This is a genomic window from Flavobacteriales bacterium, assembly GCA_016700415.1.
Classification (GTDB): domain Bacteria; phylum Bacteroidota; class Bacteroidia; order Flavobacteriales_F; family PHOS-HE28; genus PHOS-HE28.
Genome location: CP065018.1, coordinates 3,668,618 through 3,688,493 on the forward strand (window position 1 = coordinate 3,668,618; position 19,876 = coordinate 3,688,493).

19 protein-coding genes are annotated in these 19,876 nt (G+C 58.7%); 7 read left to right on the plus strand and 12 right to left on the minus strand.

Translation table 11 applies throughout. From position 1 onward, the window contains the following. Nucleotides 1-69 precede the first annotated feature (69 nt). The 3 genes from IPP95_15350 to IPP95_15360 are packed head-to-tail and all read right to left on the minus strand — an operon-like array spanning nucleotide 70 to nucleotide 2,305. A complete protein-coding gene (locus IPP95_15350) occupies nucleotides 70-1,047 on the minus strand; it encodes a YihY/virulence factor BrkB family protein (GenBank protein QQS72519.1) in 978 nt (325 codons plus the stop codon). After that, a complete protein-coding gene (gene nadC / locus IPP95_15355; protein ID QQS72520.1) occupies nucleotides 1,047-1,892 on the minus strand; it encodes a carboxylating nicotinate-nucleotide diphosphorylase in 846 nt (281 codons plus the stop codon). Before nadC ends, IPP95_15350 begins: the two co-directional genes overlap by 1 nt. Further along, a complete protein-coding gene (locus tag IPP95_15360; GenBank protein QQS72521.1) occupies nucleotides 1,892-2,305 on the minus strand; it encodes a DUF4783 domain-containing protein in 414 nt (137 codons plus the stop codon). The genes nadC and IPP95_15360 overlap by 1 nt, the downstream gene beginning before the upstream one ends. Nucleotides 2,306-2,379: 74 nt before the next feature. Between IPP95_15360 and IPP95_15365 the strand changes: the two genes are divergently transcribed. After that, the gene (locus IPP95_15365) at nucleotides 2,380-2,844 is read left to right on the plus strand and encodes a 23S rRNA (pseudouridine(1915)-N(3))-methyltransferase RlmH (protein ID QQS72522.1); all 465 of its coding nucleotides are present in this window, start codon (nucleotides 2,380-2,382) and stop codon (nucleotides 2,842-2,844) included. Here the strand turns inward: IPP95_15365 and IPP95_15370 are convergent. After that, the gene (locus tag IPP95_15370) at nucleotides 2,835-3,716 is read right to left on the minus strand and encodes a class I SAM-dependent methyltransferase (protein ID QQS72523.1); all 882 of its coding nucleotides are present in this window, start codon (nucleotides 3,714-3,716) and stop codon (nucleotides 2,835-2,837) included. The genes IPP95_15365 and IPP95_15370 overlap by 10 nt on opposite strands. A 106-nt stretch (nucleotides 3,717-3,822) precedes the next feature. Between IPP95_15370 and IPP95_15375 the strand changes: the two genes are divergently transcribed. Next, complete coding sequence (locus IPP95_15375) at nucleotides 3,823-5,319, plus strand: hypothetical protein (protein QQS72524.1); 1,497 nt, start codon at nucleotides 3,823-3,825, stop codon at nucleotides 5,317-5,319. A gap of 28 nt (nucleotides 5,320-5,347) precedes the next feature. Here IPP95_15375 and IPP95_15380 read toward each other — a convergent pair whose 3' ends face one another. The 5 genes from IPP95_15380 to IPP95_15400 are packed head-to-tail and all read right to left on the minus strand — an operon-like array spanning nucleotide 5,348 to nucleotide 10,666. Beyond that, nucleotides 5,348-6,538: a glycosyltransferase gene (locus IPP95_15380; protein QQS72525.1), complete on the minus strand. Its 1,191-nt coding sequence runs from the start codon at nucleotides 6,536-6,538 to the stop codon at nucleotides 5,348-5,350. Continuing rightward, the gene (locus tag IPP95_15385) at nucleotides 6,535-7,374 is read right to left on the minus strand and encodes a glycosyltransferase family 2 protein (protein ID QQS72526.1); all 840 of its coding nucleotides are present in this window, start codon (nucleotides 7,372-7,374) and stop codon (nucleotides 6,535-6,537) included. The genes IPP95_15380 and IPP95_15385 overlap by 4 nt, the downstream gene beginning before the upstream one ends. Then, nucleotides 7,371-8,759, minus strand: coding sequence for a hypothetical protein (locus IPP95_15390; GenBank protein ID QQS72527.1), 1,389 nt, complete (start codon nucleotides 8,757-8,759; stop codon nucleotides 7,371-7,373). Before IPP95_15390 ends, IPP95_15385 begins: the two co-directional genes overlap by 4 nt. Before the next feature lie 15 nt (nucleotides 8,760-8,774). Then, on the minus strand, nucleotides 8,775-9,956 hold the full coding sequence (locus IPP95_15395) for a glycosyltransferase (protein QQS72528.1): 1,182 nt from the start codon (nucleotides 9,954-9,956) through the stop codon (nucleotides 8,775-8,777). After that, on the minus strand, nucleotides 9,953-10,666 hold the full coding sequence (locus IPP95_15400) for a methyltransferase domain-containing protein (GenBank protein ID QQS72529.1): 714 nt from the start codon (nucleotides 10,664-10,666) through the stop codon (nucleotides 9,953-9,955). The genes IPP95_15395 and IPP95_15400 overlap by 4 nt, the downstream gene beginning before the upstream one ends. Nucleotides 10,667-10,795: 129 nt before the next feature. On the opposite strand from IPP95_15400, the gene IPP95_15405 reads away from it, so the two are divergent. After that, the gene (locus tag IPP95_15405; protein QQS72530.1) at nucleotides 10,796-12,184 is read left to right on the plus strand and encodes a polysaccharide biosynthesis C-terminal domain-containing protein; all 1,389 of its coding nucleotides are present in this window, start codon (nucleotides 10,796-10,798) and stop codon (nucleotides 12,182-12,184) included. Between the two features lie 14 nt (nucleotides 12,185-12,198). On the opposite strand, the gene IPP95_15410 is transcribed toward IPP95_15405, so the two are convergent. Then, entirely contained in the window at nucleotides 12,199-12,996 is a 798-nt protein-coding gene (locus IPP95_15410; protein ID QQS72531.1) for an FkbM family methyltransferase, read from the minus strand. A gap of 9 nt (nucleotides 12,997-13,005) precedes the next feature. After that, nucleotides 13,006-13,815: a hypothetical protein gene (locus tag IPP95_15415; protein ID QQS72532.1), complete on the minus strand. Its 810-nt coding sequence runs from the start codon at nucleotides 13,813-13,815 to the stop codon at nucleotides 13,006-13,008. Nucleotides 13,816-13,966: 151 nt separating this feature from the next. Between IPP95_15415 and rdgB the strand changes: the two genes are divergently transcribed. Continuing rightward, nucleotides 13,967-14,557, plus strand: coding sequence for an RdgB/HAM1 family non-canonical purine NTP pyrophosphatase (gene rdgB, locus IPP95_15420; GenBank protein ID QQS72533.1), 591 nt, complete (start codon nucleotides 13,967-13,969; stop codon nucleotides 14,555-14,557). Here rdgB and IPP95_15425 read toward each other — a convergent pair. Continuing rightward, nucleotides 14,542-15,546, minus strand: coding sequence for a D-alanine--D-alanine ligase (locus IPP95_15425; protein QQS72534.1), 1,005 nt, complete (start codon nucleotides 15,544-15,546; stop codon nucleotides 14,542-14,544). The two genes, rdgB and IPP95_15425, sit on opposite strands and share 16 nt — an antisense overlap. Before the next feature lie 155 nt (nucleotides 15,547-15,701). Between IPP95_15425 and IPP95_15430 the strand changes: the two genes are divergently transcribed. From IPP95_15430 to IPP95_15440, 3 genes are all read left to right on the plus strand, one after another. Continuing rightward, nucleotides 15,702-16,475, plus strand: coding sequence for a PASTA domain-containing protein (locus IPP95_15430; GenBank protein ID QQS72535.1), 774 nt, complete (start codon nucleotides 15,702-15,704; stop codon nucleotides 16,473-16,475). Between the two features lie 108 nt (nucleotides 16,476-16,583). Continuing rightward, nucleotides 16,584-18,764 (plus strand): T9SS type A sorting domain-containing protein, encoded by a 2,181-nt coding sequence (locus tag IPP95_15435; GenBank protein QQS72536.1) that lies wholly within the window; start codon nucleotides 16,584-16,586, stop codon nucleotides 18,762-18,764. After that, a complete protein-coding gene (locus tag IPP95_15440; GenBank protein ID QQS72537.1) occupies nucleotides 18,764-19,870 on the plus strand; it encodes an RluA family pseudouridine synthase in 1,107 nt (368 codons plus the stop codon). Before IPP95_15435 ends, IPP95_15440 begins: the two co-directional genes overlap by 1 nt. The last annotated feature ends 6 nt before the right edge of the window (nucleotides 19,871-19,876 follow it).

Here is a 19,876-nt window from a genome sequence, read left to right on the forward strand (position 1 = left end):
TGTTCAGCGGATGCATTGGATATGGCACCGCCGATCGGGGTGCAAATTATCCGATCACAGCGTGTGGCCCTATCTGTTTTTTGCGGCTGTCCGGCTATGATCGTCCACGAGCCTCAACTTGCTGCGTTGTTCGCTGCGCGCCTTGGCGATGCTGGTGTTCAGTTCGTAGCCGATCAGCAGTACGATCATATTGAAATAGAGCCATAGCTGCACGGCGAGGATCACGCCAATGGAGCCATATAGCGCATTGTAGTCAGTGACGTTGGTGAACACGAAGGCCAGGGCGCGCGACAGCAGGAAAACCAGCACCAGGGCCAGCACGGCGCCGGGGGTGAAGAGATGGAACCTCCGCTTTCCGGGAGCTCCTGCGTGATAGAGCAGGGAGATCGCTACGAGGATCAACATCACTGAGACGGACCAGCGCAGCACGCCGAACCCCACGCCTTCCAGCAGATGGAGGGAGTGGCCGTCCGAGTGGATCAACGATCGCCCCCAAGAGCTGATGGTGAGCACGGCGGTGGCGGTGATGCAGAGCACGGTGAGCAGGAACATCAACAGCAGGCTGATCAGGCGTTGCTTCCATGGCCGGTACCATTCGGTGACAAAGGTGCTGGAGCGGAAGCCCTGCAGGATCGCATTGATGCTGTTGCTCGCCAGGAAAAGACCGGCCACGAAGCTGATGCTGAGCAACGTGGTATGCCTTCGGATCAGCAGGTCGTGCAACAGGCCCTCGATGAAATCATAGACCTCCCCGGGCAGCATGGAGTGGAAGGCGTCCAGAAGTTTCTCCTGGAAATTAGCCACCGGGATGAAGGGGATCAGCGTGAGCAGCACGATGATCGCCGGGAAAAGCGAGATGAAGAGCCGGTAGGTGATCGCGGCCGCTCTGTTCACCAGATTGCCTTGGAAGAGCGCATGGAAGAAAAAGCGGGAAACATGATAGATGCTGAAACCGGAAAACCCCGGTAGCATGATCTTTTCGGCCCAGCCGATCAACCTCCGGTTGGCCCGGGAATAAAGTAGCCGACGAACGATGTTCATCGCCATCACCCCATGGCTTTCAGGCTCATGTCCAAGCCCACGGCGGAATGCGTCAATGCGCCCACGGAGATGAAGTCCACGCCGCACTCCGCATACGATCGCGCGGTATCCAACGTGATCCCGCCACTGGCTTCCGTCTCAAAGCGCCCACCGATCATTTCCACCGCCTCCCGCAAGGTGCCGGTGTCGAAATTGTCCAACATGATGCGCTGTACACCGCCCACTGAGAGCACTTGCCCCACCTCGATCAGGTCGCGCGTCTCCACCTCGATGGGGATGGACATCCCATGCTCCCGCTGATAGGCCGTCGCCCGGGTGATGGCCTGCGAGATCCCACCTGCGAAGTCCGCATGGTTGTCCTTGATCATCATCATGTCATAAAGTCCCTGCCGATGATTGGTGCCCCCGCCGATCAGGACCGCCCACTTCTCTATTGCCCGCAGGCCGGGCGTGGTCTTGCGGGTGTCCAGAACGCTGCATTTCGTGCCTTCCACGGCGTCCACGAAAGCGCGTGTGAGGGTGGCAATACCGCTCATGCGTTGCATGAAGTTCAGCAGCACGCGTTCCACGAGAAGGATGCTCCGGCTGTTGCCGTTTACGGTGAACGCCACATCGCCGGGCACCACACGTGCGCCGTCCATCAGCATAGGCCGTAGATGCAGCCCTTCATCCGTCCGATCACAGATGGCCTTGGCCAGTTCGATCCCGGCAATGACCCCATTGGCCTTCACCAGGAGGTGGGCCGCACCTCTGGCATCACCGGGAATGGTCGCGAGGGAAGTATGGTCGCCATCGCCCACGTCCTCCGCGAAGGCACGGTCAATGAGCTCTTCCGTACCCGGTGGCAGCATCAGCGTTCGCCCTTGCTCGTTTCAATGCGCAATTGCTTCACCAAAAAGCCGGCATCGGACTTTTTCAGGAAGAAGGTGACCCTGAAATCACCGTTGGAGGTCGGCATCTTACCGATGTAGTAGCTGTCCCCCGTGCGGTTGGTGCCCTCGTGCTCGATCGTCAGGCCCTTGGGAGGATGCTCATCGAAGAACTTGCGCAGGATCTGTTCGGCCTGGGCATTGCTGTAATAATCGCTTGCCACGGGAAGGGTCATGTCCACATTGGCCACCATGTATTTCGCCAGTGCTGAAGCATTGCCGGAACCCAAGGCCGAGACCACCTGGTCCTTTACTCCGCTCTGTGCCTGTAGGCCCCCGAATGCAATTGAAAGGACAAGGAAAAAGGCCGCTCTTATCAGGATCGAATTTCGCATGTGGGACAATTTTGCAAAGAACGGGCCACATTTGCCCCTATGCAAGGGAAGGAGTTACGAACAAGGCAGCGGGCATGCGTATCCGCTTGATCCTCGTGGGGCGCACCGAGCGTGGGCATGTGATGGACGGGGTCCGGCATTACTTGGACAGGGTCCGGCGCATGGAAGCGGTGGAAGAGGTGGTGTTGCCGGACGCGGGCAGGGGGGAGGTGGTTTGGCAACAGCGCATCGAAAGCGAGCGCATTTTGGCCGCGCTGAGGCCCGGGGAGAAGGTGGTGGTATTGGATGAACGCGGCCGCCAGCTCACCAGCCCCGCCTTCGCCCAATGCCTCGGCACATGGCGCGACCAAGGGATACGGGACATCGCCTTCGTGATCGGCGGTGCCTATGGCATGACCGGTGAAGTGCGCGAACGGGCGGACCTGGTGCTTTCCCTGTCCCCGATGGTGTTCCCCCATCAGCTGGTGCGGGTGCTTTTCGCTGAGCAGCTCTATCGGGCGTTGAGCATTTTGAAAGGGACGGGGTATCATCACGGGTGAGGCTTCTCAAAGCAGGCCTTCATGCTGTCACCGACCTTGAGGAGGTCCAATACCGAATTAGCGGCCCGTTTCAAGATCTTCATGGACGTTTCCGTTTCCATCCTGGCGCGAAGGTCCTCTTGTTCCGCACGTGCTGCCGCACGGACGCCGGGATCGCGTGTTCGTTTCGTGCGCCATCGTTCCACGCTGACCCCGGTGGTCGTTATCCACTTCTCGCGAGCACCTTGGGACTGGACCAATTTGTTCAGGGTGCGGGGGGTGAAATAGTTCAAATGCTCGGGATAGCTCGCGATGCTCCAACTTTCAGGTGCTGCACGGCGCGCCAAGCAATTGTAGTTCGGTGTGGTCAGGTATAACAACCCACCTGGCCTCAGCAGGGCAAGCATGTTCCTGACCTCGGTCCGCGGATGGATGACATGTTCGATCACTTCGAAAGAGCAAACGATATCGTAACCTCCGATCTCATGCGCACCGGGGTCCAATTCACCTTCGGCCACCGGTATGCCCCGCTCACGGCATGCTCTCAAGGTCAGTTCCCCATACTCGTTGCCCTGCACTTCCCATCCGTGCGATCTGGCCCGTTCAAGGAAATGCCCGGCACCGCATCCCACCTCGAATAGGCGGCCTGTTTTGCGGTACGGCGCAAAGCGCATGAGCAACTCGTCATAGCGCTGAATGGTGATGGGGGAAATAGCTGCGGGGGCAGGATAATGGGCGTAATAGTCCATAAGCTCCTGCTCGGTCGGTTCCCAACCGGTGTAAACAAGCCCACAATTCCTACAACGGACCAGATGATGCTCGGCCAAGGGTGCGATGGGGCGACTATCGAGTTGGTCGCACTGGGGGCATTTCCGTGTTCGGGTCAAAGGCATGCTGCGAATGTATGGCCATGGTCGAATGTCGGCGCAGAGCCTCACACTCGGCCATACTTTGGCGTAGCTGTGGTGTATTGGGCGGCCAGGCCCGATATTTGGCACCATGCCCTTGTTCTGGATCCTATATTACGGGGACGTGGATATTGCGACCTGGGAATGGCCGGTGAGCATTCTCTACATCTTGTTGCTGTATACCTACTTCGCCCGGATGAAGAACGTGGCGATAAAAAAGGACCCGGAATATAAACATCTGCTCTGGGGGCTTTTTGCCAAATTGTTCGGCGGCATAGCCTTCAGCTTGATCTATTTCTATTATTACAAGGGAGGGGATACGATCTCGTATTTCTATTCCGCCATTCCCCTCAGCAGAATGGCAAGGGTTGATTTCACGACGTTCCTGTCGTTGTTGTTCGGACCCAATGATCTGGAACATTTACAAATGTTCTACAAGGTCGGGGTCATCCCATATACGTATGTGTATTTCGACAGCCGGACTTTTCTCGTCATCCGCCTCATTACACCTTTGGTCATCATTACGTTCAATAGTTTTCTTATCACGACGTTGATGCTGTCCAGTATATGCTATATCGGAATATGGCGTTGTTACAGAACTTTCGTATCCTATTATCCATCCTTGATGAACAAGTTAGCGATCGCATTCCTGTATATGCCATCGGTTGTTTTCTGGGGATCTGGCATTTTGAAGGACACGATAACGTTGAGCGCCACTTGTTGGTGGATCCATTGTTTGGACGAGGTGTTCTTCAAGAGGAGACGATTTTTTTTTAATATCCTCGGCCTCGTCGTGAGCACAACCTTGCTGATCATGATCAAGGCATACATCTTCATGGCTCTTTTCCCCGTGTCGCTGCTCTGGCTGTTCTTCTACAGGGTATCGCGGATGAAGAACGCTCTACTGCGCTATGGCACCCTGCCCTTGGCCATGATCATGATACTCACCATGTCCTTGTTCGTGCTCACCTATTTTCAGGACAGCTTAGGGAAGTTCGCGCTGGACAAGGCCGCCGAGACGGTGATGGTAAGTCAGGCTGACCTGAAGCGCACGGAACAGTATGGCGATAATTTTTTTGACCTTGGGCCGATGGACGGTACCTTCACGGGGATGCTGAAGAAATTTCCGAAGGCGGTCAATGCGGCGCTCTTCAGGCCATATATATGGGAATCTTCAAGTGTTGTTGTTGCCTTGAGCGCATTGGAGAATTTCTGGCTGTTCGGCTTTTTACTTTACATTCTATGGCGCACCAGGGTCTGGTATCTATTGCGAATAATCACAGGTAACCCTTTGGTGCTCATGTGCATATTGTTCTCGGTCATATTCGGTTTTATTATTGGGATATCGACGCCGAATTTCGGTGCGTTGGTAAGGTTCAAAATTCCGTTGGTCCCGTTCTTTGTGGCTGCCATGTTCATCTGTAAGCTCATTTTGGATCGGCGCAGAGAGAAAATGAGGAAGGGCGAGCGTTTCAGATTAAGGGATTACATGGCAGGTGAGCAACTTGTATCCACCATTGGCAAACGACCGGATGCCCGGATGCGGGGGACTTCCCAGATCACTGGTCATCGATCGTCCCAGCGATAGTCGGACGGTCGTAGGAAGATCGGTACGATCAACCGAAGATCTCAGCATACACTTCTTTGGCAAGATCGATCGACTTGTATCTCTTGGCCAATTCCGCGATCTCGAAGCGATGGCCCTCGCGTGAGATGATGCTGGCCATTCCACCCATGGCTTCCTTCAGGTCGCTCATGTCCGGGTTAAAAACATGGCCGCCGATGCCTTTTCGCATGAGGCGATATTCGTCCGCTATGCCATCGGTCATAAAGATGGGCAATCCGTTCGCCCAGTATTCTCCGTTTTTTACCGGGCTTTGGTACCGATTGACCGTAGATGGTCTTATCGTGCTGAAGGCAATGTCCGAGGCGGAGAGATAGGCCGGGATCTCCTTGTGCGGGACCGTGGCGAGATGGACGCGGTCCATAGGCAGGCCCGAGTGTTCAACCTTCTTCAGGATGATGGAGGTGTCCGACGGTGAAAGGATGATCAGGTGGAACCCCGGGAATTGTTCGAAGGCATGACGAAAGATCACGTAGGTCTCGTCATCATAGTAGAGTCCGCCGAATTTGCCGACATAGATACCGACAGTGGCCTGTTGTGGAATGTTCATCGCACTGCGCACCCGGGCACGTTCGGCCTCCTGAAAGCGGAACACATGGGTGTCTGTAATGGACGGTATGGTTTTGATCCGGTGCGGTGATTGGCCGGCTTTGATCAAGTCTTCCCGATGATTATGAGTTACGGTGACGAGATATTCAGCATGTTTCAATTGGGCTTTTTCCAGCATGTTGGCATAGAGATAGCGCGGGTCACGCTTGGTCCACACTCCGCATCCCAACATGTAGGTAGAGTGGGGCTCATAGGATTCCACGATGTACCGTACCCCGGTCATGAGATGGACCAGGTGCGCCACATTTCCCGCAAGCGAGGACTTGGCGATCAGGATGTCTATCTTCTCCTTGCGGACCAAGCAGGACAGATAGTGCAGCGCATGGACCTGCAGGTCGACCTTTGATAACGCATAGGACCAGGTGAACCGGGACCTGATCCCATGATGGACGACCTTGTCGATATCGAGGACGACCTCCGGCAGGAAATGCTGGGAAGTCTCGAAGGTGACCAAGTGGATCCGCTCAACGTCCGGCATCTCTGAAAGCAGATGCAGATAGGGGAAGATGGCGGCGGCGGTCAAGGGTTCGCGCAGACTCCAATAGCTCAGGAAAAGGATGTTCTTCTTTTTCATGGCCTTCTTTGGGGTGGAAAAGGAGGGGTGCGCAGCATGGACCGGACGGCATCCACAGGGCGGCCGGCCTTCAAATAGCTTCGGAACATGATCCGCCGGGCCCGGGCACGCATGAAGGCCAATTGCGCCGCATCCGGGGGGTGTGGCAGTTGCTGGACGAAAGCAAAGAGGGCATGATATCCCCTTTCCAGGCCTTTCAGGTCCGACATGGCCGAAGGTCGTCCTTGGCGATAATGGAGCACGGGTTCTTCCACAAAGGTGTATTTGCCGGCCCGTGCGATGCTGGTGTAGAAGGCGAGGTCCTCCCCATGCCGCATGTGCTCGGGAAAGCGTTTGTTGGTCGCATCCGTCCGGCGGATCATCCAAGAAGGGCCGAAAAAGCAGGTCTCAGATAGAGCCACCAAGCGGTCGAATGCCATGCCCTTGAAGGACGGGGAGTACATGTGGGTCAACCTGCCGTCGGTGGCGTCCAATCGGAGCACGGTCCCATCCACGAAGAACACCTCCGGGTCGGAGACGATCAAGGCCGCACGTGCTTCCAGACTGCGCGCCGGCAATACATCGTCGGCGTCCAGGAAGGCGATGATCTCGCCGCGGGCACGGTCCAAACCGGTATTGCGTGCCGCGCTGACCCCCTTGTTTTCTTGGTGTACCACGATGATCCGGGCATCATCCAGACCATCAAGGATCGCAGCAGTTGCATCCTGGCTCCCGTCGTTCACCACCACCAATTCCCAGTTCGGCCACGTTTGAGCTTGCACCGACATGATGGCCTCGCGGACGTGTTCGGCCGCATTGTACGCCGGCATGATGACACTTATGAGCGGTGCCGTCATACCTCAGGGGGCATTGAGATGTACCGGCCATCATCCGGCATCGGGATGGAAGATCTTCGCTCGATGTCCCAAGCCCATATTTGTTCCACCCATGGGCGCATGCGCTCGGGATATGCGAATTCCCGCAGTGCTTCGCAGTCCGGCAGGAGCTTCCACCCCAAGCCTTCTTTCCATTGTGCCAGACGGTCTTGGATAAGGTCGATGAATGACCGGGCGTCCGGTATCAAGATCCCGGTCCCGGTACGGATCAGGATCGACTCCATGATGTCCTCTTCCTTCGTTACCAACAGGATAGGCCTGTCGGCATTGAGATATTCCAGGAATTTCACCGGGAGAAAGCCTTTCCGGCCCCGATAGGTGAGATGGAGCAATGCATCAGCTGCGTGTTGCTCGCGCAGCGCCTCTTCCCTGGGCATCCGGGGTATCAACTCCATTGCGTGGGTCCGCTCCGCCGTGGCCTGCAGGTCCCGCAACAGAGAAGGGTCATTGCTCACCGTGCCGATCATCCTCAGTATAAAATGGTCGTGAAAGCCTTCAATGGCAGTTGAAAGCCGGTCCAGCCCGGACATCACCAGACCCCAATCTTGTTCAGGATAGACGCGGCCGGTGTAGACCAAGGTGAATTTGCCGTTCCGGACCTGTGCCGCGGGTTGAATATCGGGGTCATAGCCTCCCGTGAAGACACTTCCGCGGAAGTTGCGCGTCACTTGTTGGGCGTTCCGAAGGACGCCATCGCTGACCGCCGTGATCGCAAAGGCGGCACTCCCGATCTTTTTTTCCCGTTGCTTGAAAACGGCTTTTCGCAAAATGCCGGCCAACCCTTTTCCGTGACCGGTGACAATGTCCATGTGCAAGCTCGGGTCGATGATCGACCACGGGTCGCGATAATCCACGAGGAACGTGGCGTTCCAAACGTTGGCCAACCGCATGCCGGTCTCCGCCGTGCTCCATCCGGGCGCCGTGGCAAGGACCACATCGGGGATGCCGAACCGTTGTTCGATCTCTTCAGGCAGGACATCCCAGCGGCTACCATGGTCCAGGGGAAGAAGCAAGTCGGAGAGGACCCTCAACGGTCCGTGCAGGAACTTGCCCTGGATACGGTGGTGAGCCTTGGCAATAGTGCGCTGCCAAGGGTGCATGTCGCGTTGCAGATGGGTGCGTGGGCAACGCATCACGGAGATACCGCCAAGGTCGACCTCCCAAGTGGCGTCCTCCGTTTCCGTGGAGGTAAGCACCGATACCTGATGTCCTTCATCGCGCAGTTGGCGTGCCAAGTAGTAGGGCCTGCGCGCCCCGGTGCGGTTCAGTGGCGGGAAGTGCGTGCATAGGAGCAGCACGTGCAACTTGGTGGAGGTAGCTCCTTTTTCGGCTGAAGGTGGCGGCATTCCCGGCAGGATCGATCAAGAGGTGATCTGTTCATACACATCCAAGAATTGCCGCGCCACGGCAGCGGCTGAATAGCGGGCATCGGCAGCACGGGCAATAGCGGGACGGTCAAAACCACGGTAGTTGTCCATGATCCATCGGAGCGCGTCCGCGAAGGCCTGTGGATCTTCCGGCGGGGTCAGGACACCGTTCAAACGGTCCACCAGCTCGGGAATGCCATTGACCGTGGTGCTCAGTACGGGGGTACCGCAACAGAGGCTTTCAATGATAATGCAAGGCAGGTTCTCCGCCTTCGTAGGGTGGACCAGCAAATGCGCTTTGGCGAGCAGTGGTGCCAGCTCCGTCTTTGGCAATCGGCCGCGGAAGTGCATGATACCGTCCGTGATGAAGGCGGCGCACGCAGCACGCGCCTGCTCTATTTGGTCCCCATCGCCCACCCAATCGACGTGCAAGGAATTGCGCACCCCAACAGGCAAAAGATGCAGGGCATCGATGAACAGGAAGGGGTCCTTCGGCGCGCTCCATCTTGCTGCGAGGAGAATGCGGAACGGAGGAACATGCTCAGAAGCCGCCGGCTTGAAGATCGGGGAAGCCACATTGGGCACGACATGGATCTTTTCCTTGGCAACGTCGAAATCATCCTGCAACACACGACCGAGGTCTCGGGAAACGGGGAGGACCGCCCGGATGGAAGGCCGGGCGAACCAATTGATGATCCTTTCCCTTGTCTGGCTTCCTACCTCGGCACCGAGATGGTGGATCCAGAGGTGGTAGAACGAACTATGCTCGGTGACCACGACCGGCAGGCCCATTTCCTCGCCCACGAAGGATGCATTCTCCGTGATGGGCGTGCGGTTGTGGATATGCATGACACGGAAGCGGTACCTGTCCGAATACTTGAGAATTGCTTTGCGGTAAGCCGAACGCACGATCCGGTCGTGCCATCCGCCCCTCCGCACAGGCGTTTGGATCTCTCCGTGGATGACCTGCAGACCTTGGTCCGAGGATTCTTGCCATTTGAATTTGAGCAATCCCCATTTTCTTTTCACAACGCTCAGGTGGACGACCACCACCGGGGTGGCCGTAGCCAGCGCCAATGCATGCTCCCTAATGAATACACCATTGTGCGGGTCGGCTTCCGTGGGCCACCAGCCGGTGATGAAGAGCACGGCCTCCGGTCTCCGTTCCACGGTCATTTTACCTTTCCCCGGAACTTTGCGAAGCTTCGCCGCCAGCGTCCGATGCGGCCGACAGGAGGGGGCACCAGTTTGAAGGCGAGGTCATTCCGGTAGTGTTTCAATACCAGGACGGCCGCATCCGGGCCGTCCGTCCATAACCCGTAGTGTTCGGCGAATTGCAAATAGAGCCCGGCACTTGCCACATGCGGGAGCAATCGTTCCAAATGCAAGGGCTGGTCGATCACTTGGAGAAGCTCCGGCCGGTGTTCAATGTTCCATTCGAGGTATTGCGGGGCGGGGATGTGGATCACCACTTGCCCGTCCGGCTTGAGCAGCCTGCCGATCTTTAGGAACAACGACCCATGTTCGTCCACGGGAATATGTTCGAGGACGTCCGGAAGCACGATCAGGTCGAATTGGCCCGGGATCTCCAGTTGGACGATATCCCCGGTGATGAACTCCACGTTGTTCCTGCCCGCCAGCCGCTCGCGGGCGTGCTCCACGCTTTTCGGGCTGATGTCATTCGCAATAAGCTTCCCGTTCGGGATGGAGCCCGCGATCAATGCGGTCTGCGTGCCTACCCCGCATCCGATCTCCAGCACCCTGATGCCGTCCCGAAGACCGGACCGGAGCAGCCATTCCATGATCTTGTGGTGCCGAAGGTTGACGCCTTGTTCGATCTGCCTGGAAGCAAAGTCGTCATAGAATGATCGAACCTCGTCGCTCATGAAATAATATTGATGCCAAAGGGCTTCATTTGTGAAGTGGGACTTCGGTTTACGGGGACCCCGCGATGCTCACGGGATACGGCAGGCAAAGGTAGGCAGCAATTTAGGCGGTTCCTTCCCGTGCGGACCGTGTCCACCGCCGATCGGTCGGTGGTTTTTGTTCCGGAACCTTACACCACCTTTGGCGGCACGCTGCCCACGCGCATCGGGATGTCCATCAACAAGAGCATTTTCTACACCACTGCCGTCCAACTGCCGAGCGTGGCTCTGGGGTTCGGGACCGGGATCTGCATCACCCGGCTGCTTCAGGATGTGGGACGCGGCTATTATACGGTGCTCCAATCCGATGTGGTGCTTCTATCGCTTCTCATTTCCTTCAATCTGGGTGCGGGCCTGCTTTTCTTTCTGGCCAAGGAGGGCGTCGACAAAAAGCGGAGCATAGGCATAGCGGCCTCGGCCATGTTGATCATCGGGGTGTTATTGGCCTCCCTGTTGGCGTATGCCTGGTATTACGGCCTTCCGGCCAATCCCTTGTTGCCGGAGGGCATTGACGGGTTTTACTACGTGGCCTATCTCGTTGGGACGTTGTTCTTCAGTTTGTCCCATTCCTTCTTCAATGCGATCTTCCTTGGTCTGCGCCTTTTCCGGATCGCGAACCAGATGACCCTGATCTCCGCGATCCTTATGGCCGCTGTGTTCGGTACGTTGTTCTTTTGGCTGCGCAGTTCGCCCGGTGCAGGGAACTTGCCCATGGTGCTTTTGTGCTCCTTCCTGATCTTGTTGGTGCTCAACGCGCTTTGGTTGGTCTACTACATGGTGCATGTCCGGGTCCGGCCGGTGCTTTTCACTGGCGGTGAACTCCTGAGGCCATTGGCGTCCTTCGTGTTCATCGGGTATGTCGCCAACCTGCTCAATCAATTGAACTACCGGTTTGATATCTGGTATTTGCAGGATGTGCGCGGTGCCGGGGAACTCGGGCTATATGCGGTCGCGGTGGGAGTGGCGCAGTTCTTCTTCCAAGTGCCCGAACCGCTTTCTCGCGTACTGCAGCCCCACCTCATCGGGCAGTTCGACGACGAGATGCTGGGCCGGTTCCGGCTTTATGCACGGTTGAGCTTCACGTTGGTCCTGGTGGGAGGGACCGTGTTCATGTTCTTGGCGGGCTGGATGTTCTCCTTTTTGTATGGTGATGCGTTCGCACGGTCCGCCTTGGCTTTTCGTTGGCTGATGCCCGGCATCCTGTTCGCGTGCGCGTCGAAAATGATGGCCTTGTTGGTGGTCCGCACAGGGAAAGTGGGCTACAATGCACTGGCCTCCGGGGTCGGGCTCGTCTTCACCGTATTGCTGAACGTCTTCTTGGTCCCGAAATACGGCCTGGTGGGTGCGGCGATAGCGTCGACCGCAGCCTATTTGGCCGTGCTGCTGGTGGTACTGTGGGCGGTGTTCCGGCGCTTGGGGGTGCCGTGGGGCAACTACTACATCCTGATGCCGGGCGACCTTGGCAGGCTGCTGAAATAGCCAAGGGCTCGCGGTCAGGCCGAAGCGGCGGCGCTTCGCACGTATATGTCACCTGACCCGAATTTCAGGAAATCCGGGGAGGCGACCAGTTCGCGCATGGCTTGCAAAGGCATCCACTTTTCGGAACTGAAGGCTGCGGTCTCTCCCCGTGAATGGTTGCATTCCGCATCCGGTGTGAAGGTGCCGATGAGTTCCAGGCATTTGAGGGCCTTGTCCTGTTGTTCCGGTATGGTGCATTCGAAGGAAAGCATGGGCACCGGTCTGGACATGCCGCTGAGGACCTGCGCTTCAAAACCTTCCACATCGATCTTGATGAACCTGGGCGTGCCGTACTGCTCGAAGAGCAGGTCCAAGGTGGTCATCCCGACCTCGATCCTGCGGTCCCAGTGGGCAGAGGAAAACCGGGAATCCTTTACGGAGTCGATCCATTCCTTGGAAAAGGAGGACAGGGTATGCGAGTCGGACAGGAACATGGTCGCGGTTCCCGGGGAATCGGACAAACCCATGGGCACGACGGTGATCTTTTCCCCAAAGCGATGGCGCAGGACCAATTGGCATCCGGGTTGGGGTTCGATCGCAACGACACGCGCTCCGGCGGCCAGGAGGGAAGCCACGCGATTGCCGAGGTTGGCGCCCACATCGAAGCAGAGGTCGTCCTTTCGGATGAAGTTGGCATAGAACCGGTCACGGGCTTTGTCCGCCTCGATCATTTCCGGGGTTCTCCTGGCGATGGAATGGCGGATGGCGAAGGACAGCCTGTCCCCCAAAATGAGGCGACTGGCATTGAGCAATGTGGTCTTGATCTTGTTCATGGGAAAAGTTCAATCGGGCCGTCCGATCACATGTGACGGGATATGGCCGATCTCCGCGGCGGTCCGTGAAAAGGAGCTGAAGTGTGACCTGAACAAATAACCCGTTCGGGAGAGGGCGAATAGTTCCACCAAGGCATGCTGCATGCCGCTGATACTGGCCCGGTCCACCGGCTCTTCCCCGGTGATGATGCGATCACCGAACTGCGAGATGAGCTCTTGCTTGGTATCCTGGCAATCAGTGGCCAGATAGAAGCGGGTCCGGGGCTTTTCCCGTATCAATTGTTCCATGGCCTCTTTGAACAGACCGGTGGAGCTGACGGCAATTGAATGGGCATTGTCCGTGCGCCGGATATGGACGCCGATGGTCCACTGGTCGAACCGGTCCGTGATCTCAGCGATGCGCTGCTCCAGCTCAGGTATGGGACGGAAGGAGGAGTATTGCTCCGGGGCTTGATGAAAGCGTGCAAAGCTGATGATGTGCAGCTGGCGCAGCTTATGCAACTGTTCCGTTGCAACATCCAGCTCCAGTCTTTCATTCTCGTCGTGATGGTAGTAGGTGGTGCCTGTGAGCCGGCCCAACACCCTCGCCGCTGCATGGAATCGGCCAAAGCGCAGGAGGAGGCGGGAGGACCAAGATATGCCTTCGACCAGCTCGATCCCGGGGATCGGCCGGAACAACCGGTGAAATGGGCAATTGAGCAATGCATTGCTTTCCCAGTACACCCGTAAAGGAACCCCTGTGACGCGGTGGAGTGCCAAAGCAGCATCCATGGCGCGCATGCGGTTACACAAGCCCCCTACGGGCACCAGGGTGATCATGAAGTCGAATTGATGTACAAAGCATTTGGCCAAATATCCGCATCGCTCGGCCTCAGGCCAAATCCGTGCAGGTCCCATCTTTTGCCGAGGCGCAAAGCTGGTCCGGATTTGGATCCATTGCAGCTTCCGGCGTGATGACCATCTTCGCTCCATGGACAAACTGCTTCTTTGCACCGGCAACCCCGGTAAGGTCACCGAACTACGTGCTATGCTGCCCGGCAGTATGCAGCTCGTGGGCCTTGCCGATGTTGGCCTGCCCTCGGACCTGCCGGAGACCGGCGATAGCTTCACCGCCAACGCGCTTCAGAAGGCACGCTTCGCCTTCGGGCGCACGGGCTTCGCTTGCATCGCCGACGACTCCGGCCTGGAGGTGACGGCGTTGGACGGCGCACCGGGCGTGTACTCCGCCCGCTACGCCGGCGAAGAGAAGAACGATCGGGGCAACATGGCCAAACTGCTGCGCGAACTCGATGGCATGGAGGACCGGAGCGCACGTTTTCGCACCGTGGTGGCGTTGATCGATGCGGGCGGTGAACACATCTTCGAGGGGGAAGTGCGCGGAACGATCACCACGGAGCCACGCGGAGGCAACGGTTTCGGCTACGACCCGGTGTTCCTGCCGGAGATGAGCGACCTCACCTTCGCGGAGCTGGACGCGAAAATGAAGAACGCCATCAGCCATCGCGGTCAGGCGGTCTGGAAGTTGGTGCGCTTTCTTTCCGAACGTCAGCGCGAGGGCTGAATCATCCACTCCACCATCCCGTTCACCGCCTCGGCGATGGTGATCCCCGCTGCGGCCAGCATCTTGGGGAAGATGCTCACGGGGGTGAAGCCGGGCACAGTGTTCACTTCGATGGTGACCACCTCTTTGCCATCGCCTTCACCTTCCCGCCAGAAGTGGTCGATGCGCGCCATGCCGTTGCACTTCAGCGCCCGATAGATCGCCACGGAGCGTTCCTGGACGATCGTCGCGATGTGTTCCGGCACCGGTGCGGGCACGATCTCCTCGGTGTCCGCAGCGTTGTACTTCGCCTCGAAATCAAAGAACTCGTGGCTGGTGCGGATCTCGCAGATGGGCAGCGCCCGCACCTCGCCGCCCATACGGATCACGCCGCAGGTGAGCTCGCGGCCTTGCACAAAGGCTTCGCACATCACGGTGGGGTCTTCGGCGAAGGCCTTGTCCAACGCGGGTCCCAGCTCGGCGGCGGTCTTCACCTTGCTGATGCCGAGGCTGCTGCCACTGTTGTCCGGCTTGATGAAACAGGGCAGGCCCACTTCGTCCAGCACGCGTTGTGCATCCGATGCGTCGCGGCCCTGCAACAGGAGCGAGGGGGCCACGGCAAAGCCCATCTGGCGCAGCAGGCCGGTGGTGCTGAACTTGCTCATGGTGAGGGCCATGTTGAGCACCCCCCCGGTCTGGTATGGCACCTTCAGCATGTCCAAGTAGCCTTGCAGCTTGCCGTCCTCACCGGGTGTGCCGTGGATGGAGATCAAGGCGGCGGCGAAGCGCTCGGGACCCTGGCCACGGTCCGCGGAGAAGGCCCCGCGATCGAAGGGGAGCACGGTGCCGTCATGCCGTTCGCAGGTCCAGCCTTCACGCGCCACGCTGATGAATGCCGCGTCGAAGCGATCCGTGCCGAGCGCGTCCATCATGGTCTGCGCGCTTTTCAGGCTGATGACGGATTCTCCGGTGTATCCACCGCGCAGGATGGCGATAAAGGGTAGGGGCATGGCAGGGTATCGTGCGGACCAAAGTAGCGGTGGTGCCGTGCAAGGGCCGGTCGGGGTGCGGAGTAAGTGCCAACCATCGGATGTTGATGCCCCTTCGGTCGGATCTATATTCGCGCCTTGCTGAAAAGGGCCTTGATCGGCCTGAGGCAAAAGAGATGACGGCTGGAAAACGGTACTTTCTGATCATTGCCCCGGTGGCGATCACGGGCTTGGTCCTCCTGGGTGCCTGGTTGTGGCTCGGGTCCTATACACGGCATGATGTGAGCACAATGGTGCCGGACTTGCGGGCCCGCAACTACGAGGAGGCCACGCAGATCTTGGAGGCCATGGGCCTGCATGCGGAAGTGATCGATTCGGTCTACAACGACGATGTGCCCAAGGGCAGTGTGGTGGACCAGGACCCGGACAGCGGCAAATTCGTGAAGCCGGACCGGACCGTGTACCTGGTGATGAACGCAAGCCAGCCCAAGATGCTCAACATGCCGGACCTGGTGAACTTGAGCAAACGCCAGGCGATCAGCGTGCTGGAGATCATCGGGCTGAAAGTGTCGGAGATGCAATACCGCCCGGACCCGTGCTTGGATTGCGTACTGGCGCAATTGTACCAAGGCCAACCTATCGCAGCGGACGCCCGGATCCGCCGGGGCGAGTCCATTTCCTTGGTGCTGGGGCAAGGGCAGAACGGCGAGCGTGTGCCCGTGCCGGACGTGCGCGGGATGGGCTTTGAGGAAATGAAGGCCGTTCTGAACCTGGCATCACTGAATCTGGGGCTGGTGGTGCAGGTGGCCGGATGTGGCAATAGTGGCTGTGATACCGCGTTCGCGACAGTAGCACGCCAATCCCCCGTTCCCGGACCTGAGAACCTGATCAGCCCCGGTGGTCTGGTCGATGTTTGGCTTACGATGGACAGCACTGCGGTCACCCCTTGATCATGATGAAACCTACAATGATCCATGCCGGCCTACGGGCCTTTGTTGCCGTAAGCCTGCTCGTGTTGGCGCACCAAAGCGGGGCCCAGGAGCTCATCACTCCGTTGAATGCCATCCCGCGTTCGGGGAGCGCCCGATCCGCTACAGCGGTCCGGTGGGCTGAACGAGATCTTCCTGTACGACAATGCCACGCAGACGCTGCCCGTGATCGACGACTTTTCCGTGGACCGTACGCGGTATCTGAACGCTCAGCAGGGGGATGCCAACGTGAGCCTGACAGAGACCATCTACAAGATCGTGGTCAATGGTGTGAGCACGCCGGACATGGCCTTCCTCACCGACACCAGCTACCGTTACATCATCGACGAGCAGCCGGACACGTTGATCATCACCCAAGAGCCGATCGCGGCGCTGGTCGCGGTGATCCGGGACCTGAGCGTGTACCCGGTTACGGAGCAGAGCATGTTCGTTTGGCCGCACTATACCTTGATCGATACGTTGGGCACCACAACAACGGACACGTTGTGGCTCGACCCCACCTTGATCCAGGACTCGCTGCTGGTGTACAACGTCACGGCGGACACGCGCACCTATACCAATCCGGACAACACCCCGCGCCCGTGGATCCTGTGGGCGGATGATGACGCCTATGTGAATTCGACCTTCCCGCTGAACCCGCCGACCATCGGCGTGGCCACGCTCGACGGGATGGACCGCACGGGTGGGCCGTACGAACCGGACGCGCCGAACATGAACGGCCTGGCGGACAAGCTCACCTCGGTGCCGATCAATCTGGCGTTCCCCGCAGGTGATAGCATTTACCTGAGCTTCTTCTGCGAGCCGATCGGGCGCAGCGGCGACCAATTGGCCCATGGCGAGGACAGCCTGCGCCTGGAACTTTTCGCACCCGACGAGAATAATTGGTACCAGGTGTGGACCGCCCCCGGCAATGCCGCGGCGGACACCTTCCGGCAGGTGATGGTGCCGATCACTGATCCGAAATTTCTGAAAAGCAACTTCAAGATGCGCTTCAGCAATTACGCCACCTTGGGCGGGGCCGTGGACCAATGGCACATCGACTATGTCCGCTTGGACCGCAACCGCACCGCGGCGGACACCGTGCTGAAGGACGTTGCCTACGTGTACGAGGAAGCGGGCCTCTTGCAGACCTTCACGTCGGTTCCCTACGCCAAGTTCATCCAAGCACCCGCCAGCTACATGGCGCAGCAGGTGGACCTGGAACAGCGGAACAACGACACGCAGGACAAATTCATCACCTGGGGCTACGGCGTAACCTCCGATTGCGGTTGGAGCGCTTCCCGTGACAGCTACGGCAATAACATCAGCAACAACGCCGGTAGCCATTTCAACTCCGTCCATCCGGTGAACAGCGGGGCCGACCCGTTGGTGTACGATGTTTCCGCCTGCGCCGATGCCGCATTTCTCACGGCGAAGTTCTGGACCAACGCCACGCCTGATGTCTGTGCCTACAACGACACCATGGCCTACGTGCAGGAGATCAGCAACTACTACAGCTATGACGACGGCACCGCCGAGGCCGGCTACAGCCTGAACCAGATCGGCGCCAAACAGGCCTACCGCTTCGACACCGAGGGTGCCGATTCCCTCCGCGCGCTGCGGATGTACTTCGACCCCATCTTCACCTACAACCCGCCACCGGTGAACCATCCGCCGAGCGGCTCCTTCATCATCACGGTGTGGAGCAGCTTGGACCCGGAGGTGATCGTCTTCCAGAACATCTCCTTCAATTCCCCGCAGTACCACCTCTGGGGTCCGGACCACTACGTGGAATATCCCTTGGACAGTACCATCGCCGTCAGCGGCACCTTCTATGTGGGCTGGGTGCAGACCAACGACACGCGCATGAATTTGGGCCTGGATAAGAACCGGGACAACCACGACAAGATGTTTTTCAAGACCGGCCTCAGCTGGTCCGTCTCGGCGCAGGAGGGTTCCTGGATGATCCGCCCCGTGATGGTGGCCGCTGTGGACCCCTTCGCAGGCGTGGATGAGATCGCCGCTCCGGAAGTCTCCCTTTCGATCTGGCCGAACCCGTCGGGTGATACCTTCCATGTGCAGTTCGGCGAAGGCTTGGCGCAAGCCGCGCAGGTGGAACTGATCGATCCGATGGGCCGTTCGGTGCGCCGCTGGATCGCTGATGGAAACGCCCTGTCCGTGCAGGACGTGGCCAGCGGCCCTTACATCGTCCGCCTGATCGCACGCGACGGGCACACTGTGGCGCAAGGCCGATTGATCGTACAGCACTGATGGAACCAAGCAAGGGGTCGCCCGAAAACGAAGTCGGGGAGACCACCGAGGAACAGGAGCTTTACGAGCACCATCGCATCGTGGCCGACCCCGGCCAAGGGCTGATGCGCTTGGACAAATTCCTATTCGACCACCTGGCCGGTGCCTCGCGCTCGCGCATCGCAGCCGCCGCACGCAACGGCAATGTGCTGGTGAACGGTAAGGCCGAAAAGCCAAGCCACAAGGTGAAGCCGAACGATGTCGTCACGCTGGTACTGCCGCATCCCGTGCAGAATGTGGAACTGGCCCCGGAGGACATCCCGATCGAGGTGATCTACGAGGACGACCAGATCCTGCTGATCAACAAGCAGCCCGGCTTGGTGGTCCATCCCGGCCATGGGAACTGGACCGGCACGCTGGTGAACGGGCTGCTCTTTCATTTCGGGAAGCTGCCTTCCTCGCCCGACCAGCCTGTGCCACGGCCCGGCCTGGTCCACCGCTTGGACAAGGACACCAGCGGCGTCATGGTGATCGGCAAGACCGATGAGGCGCTCACGCACCTGGCCCGCCAATTCTTCGACCGCACCAACGACCGCCGCTACCGTGCGCTGGTATGGGGCGATTTCGATGAAGAAGAGGGCACCATCGAAGGCAACTTGGACCGTTCCTCCAAGGACCGAACGGTGATGTCCGTGCCGCTGGACCCGGAGCAGGGCAAGGCGGCCATCACCCATTGGAAGGTGATCGAGCGCTTCACCTATGTCACCTTGGTGGAATGCAAATTGGAGACGGGCCGCACGCACCAGATCCGTGCGCACATGAAGCATATCGGCCATCCGCTCTTCAACGATGCGCAATACGGCGGCGACCGCGTGCTGAAGGGCACGGTCTTCACCAAGTACAAGCAGTTCGTTGAGAACTGTTTCACGCTGCTGCCCCGCCAAGCGCTGCATGCGGCAGTGCTGGAGATCGACCACCCCACCACGGGCAAGCGCATGAAGTTCGAAAGCCCGCTACCGGCGGACATCGAGGCCGTGCTCGCACGTTGGCGGGTCTACACCAATTCCCGGCCGTTGCTGGACCCCGGCGAGGAGTTCAATGCGGAGGAGGCGAATAACTTGAAGTGATCGGAG

Excerpts from the sequence above, each read along its gene's own strand:
- IPP95_15350 (QQS72519.1), bottom strand. The coding sequence starts at position 1,047 with ATGGCGATGAACATCGTTCGTCGGCTACTTTATTCCCGGGCCAACCGG.
- nadC (QQS72520.1), bottom strand. The coding sequence starts at position 1,892 with ATGCTGCCACCGGGTACGGAAGAGCTCATTGACCGTGCCTTCGCGGAG.
- IPP95_15360 (QQS72521.1), bottom strand. The coding sequence starts at position 2,305 with ATGCGAAATTCGATCCTGATAAGAGCGGCCTTTTTCCTTGTCCTTTCA.
- IPP95_15365 (QQS72522.1), top strand. The coding sequence starts at position 2,380 with ATGCGTATCCGCTTGATCCTCGTGGGGCGCACCGAGCGTGGGCATGTG.
- IPP95_15370 (QQS72523.1), bottom strand. The coding sequence starts at position 3,716 with ATGCCTTTGACCCGAACACGGAAATGCCCCCAGTGCGACCAACTCGAT.
- IPP95_15375 (QQS72524.1), top strand. The coding sequence starts at position 3,823 with ATGCCCTTGTTCTGGATCCTATATTACGGGGACGTGGATATTGCGACC.
- IPP95_15380 (QQS72525.1), bottom strand. The coding sequence starts at position 6,538 with ATGAAAAAGAAGAACATCCTTTTCCTGAGCTATTGGAGTCTGCGCGAA.
- IPP95_15385 (QQS72526.1), bottom strand. The coding sequence starts at position 7,374 with ATGACGGCACCGCTCATAAGTGTCATCATGCCGGCGTACAATGCGGCC.
- IPP95_15390 (QQS72527.1), bottom strand. The coding sequence starts at position 8,759 with ATGCCGCCACCTTCAGCCGAAAAAGGAGCTACCTCCACCAAGTTGCAC.
- IPP95_15395 (QQS72528.1), bottom strand. The coding sequence starts at position 9,956 with ATGACCGTGGAACGGAGACCGGAGGCCGTGCTCTTCATCACCGGCTGG.
- IPP95_15400 (QQS72529.1), bottom strand. The coding sequence starts at position 10,666 with ATGAGCGACGAGGTTCGATCATTCTATGACGACTTTGCTTCCAGGCAG.
- IPP95_15410 (QQS72531.1), bottom strand. The coding sequence starts at position 12,996 with ATGAACAAGATCAAGACCACATTGCTCAATGCCAGTCGCCTCATTTTG.
- IPP95_15415 (QQS72532.1), bottom strand. The coding sequence starts at position 13,815 with ATGATCACCCTGGTGCCCGTAGGGGGCTTGTGTAACCGCATGCGCGCC.
- rdgB (QQS72533.1), top strand. The coding sequence starts at position 13,967 with ATGGACAAACTGCTTCTTTGCACCGGCAACCCCGGTAAGGTCACCGAA.
- IPP95_15425 (QQS72534.1), bottom strand. The coding sequence starts at position 15,546 with ATGCCCCTACCCTTTATCGCCATCCTGCGCGGTGGATACACCGGAGAA.
- IPP95_15430 (QQS72535.1), top strand. The coding sequence starts at position 15,702 with ATGACGGCTGGAAAACGGTACTTTCTGATCATTGCCCCGGTGGCGATC.
- IPP95_15435 (QQS72536.1), top strand. The coding sequence starts at position 16,584 with ATGCCATCCCGCGTTCGGGGAGCGCCCGATCCGCTACAGCGGTCCGGT.
- IPP95_15440 (QQS72537.1), top strand. The coding sequence starts at position 18,764 with ATGGAACCAAGCAAGGGGTCGCCCGAAAACGAAGTCGGGGAGACCACC.